Source organism: Trebonia sp., assembly GCF_049794275.1.
In the GTDB taxonomy this organism is placed as follows: domain Bacteria; phylum Actinomycetota; class Actinomycetes; order Streptosporangiales; family Streptosporangiaceae; genus Trebonia.
This window is the reverse complement of the sequence record NZ_JBARCR010000529.1, coordinates 1-1689: the sequence shown is the minus strand read 5'-3', so window position 1 is coordinate 1689 and position 1689 is coordinate 1. Positions and strand designations below refer to the sequence as shown.

2 protein-coding genes are annotated in these 1689 nt (G+C 73.1%); one reads left to right on the top strand and one right to left on the bottom strand.

Annotated elements, in window-relative coordinates; all coding sequences use genetic code 11:
• Positions 1-79 precede the first annotated feature (79 nt).
• Complete coding sequence (locus WA805_RS14605; RefSeq protein ID WP_424560344.1) at positions 80-847, bottom strand: NRDE family protein; 768 nt, start codon at positions 845-847, stop codon at positions 80-82.
• A gap of 57 nt (positions 848-904) precedes the next feature.
• Between WA805_RS14605 and WA805_RS14600 the strand changes: the two genes are divergently transcribed.
• Positions 905-1689 (top strand): Sir2 family NAD-dependent protein deacetylase (locus tag WA805_RS14600; RefSeq protein ID WP_425242591.1); only part of this gene is annotated, 785 nt, incomplete at its 3' end.

The following is a 1689-nucleotide window of genomic DNA, read 5'->3' as shown; positions in this document are numbered from 1 at the left end:
GTCCATGCCCTACGCATCCCGGCTTCCGGCCTCCAGGGTGTCCATGTGCTGGTTATCGAGCCTAACCCGGCCACTTCCGTTACGCAGTGGCATCAACTGTATACCAGTCTGTAACGGCGCCAGGGCGGGGCTGGAAGTCGTAGCGGATGCCGTCGGCCCCCAGCGCCACCAGGGTCAGCGACGTGCTGCCCCAGACCCGGCCGTCCGGCAGGTCGCGGCTGGCGACGATCGCGCGCGGGTCGCCGGGATCGAGTCCGTCGCCGGCCGCCAGCGTCAGCCACTCGCCCCAGGCCCGTTCCGGCGGCAGCGCGGGGTCGGCTGAGGGGCGGGCGGCCGCGAACTTCGGCCCGAAGTGGCGGGCCTTCGGCTCGGTGACCGGATCGGCCGGATACGCGTGGCCCGCGTTGGTCAGCACGTGCGTGCCGGGCTCAAGGTCCCTGGCCGCCGGGCGGCTGCCGTCCCAGCTCAGCATCGCCACGGCGTCCAGGCCGGCGCAGACCAGGTGGAACGGGTCGTAGGCGGCGAGGGCCGCCGGGTCATCGGCGAGCTCCTTCAGCACTCCGGCGCCGTCGGCGGCGGCGTGCAGCGGCAGCTCTCCCCTGCTGCGGCGGCGTGCTTGGTCGGCTTGTGTGCCCCTGCCGTTGAGCAGGCACGCGACCCGCGGCACGTCCGGATGGACGGCCAGCCAGGTGCCGCCGGCCTGCTCGTCGAGCCCGCCGAGCAGCGGCGAGCCCGGCCAGTGCCTGGCGGGCGGCAGCCACGGCCGGTCCTTCAGCTCGTCCCTGACGCCAAGCAGCAATAGCGGCACACGTTCCCCCGGCGCGAAGCTCAGGACCACGGTGCACACCCATCCATCATGGCTGTTTCCCACTCGGAGCGGAATATGAGGCAGCATGGAAGAGTGATGCGCACGGAACCGGAGACGGCTGAGCCGGGGAGCCAGCCGAGGACGTTCGGGATGATGGTTGAGCTTTTTCGCGGCGGCGACGTGGTTGTCCTGAGCGGCGCGGGGTTGTCGACGGAGTCCGGCATTCCGGACTACCGGGGGCCCAGCGGGCTGACGCGGCGCGGGCAGCCGATGACCTATCAGGCGTTCACCGGGAGCGCGGCGGCGCGGCAGCGGTACTGGGCGCGCAGCCATCTGGGCTGGCGGCACATCGCCGGGGCGGCGCCGAACGCCGGGCACCTGGCGGTGGCAGAGCTCGACCGGCACGGGCTGTTGCGCGGGATCATCACGCAGAACGTGGACGGGCTGCACCAGGCGGCCGGCGGCCGTGCCGTGACCGAGCTGCACGGCAGCCTGCACCGGGTGGTGTGCCTGTCGTGCTGGCGGCGCACCCCGCGGCCGACGCTTGACGAGCGGCTGCGGGCCGTGAACCCGGCGTGGCCGACCCGGGGGGGAAATGGGGGGGCGGGCAGCCCCCCCATTGGAGGGGACCTGCCGGCTGCGGACGCGGCGGTCAACCCGGACGGGGACGTGGCGCTCGAGGAGACCGGCGGGTTCGCGGTCGTCGACTGCGAGCAGTGCGGCGGGGTGCTGAAGCCGGATGTGGTGTTCTTCGGCGAGAACGTGCCGAAGCCGCGGGTCGCCTCCTGCTACGACCTGGTCGCCGGCGCGGCGGCGCTGGTGGTCCTCGGGTCGTCGCTGACCGTCATGTCCGGGTTCCGGTACGTACGGCACGCGGCCTC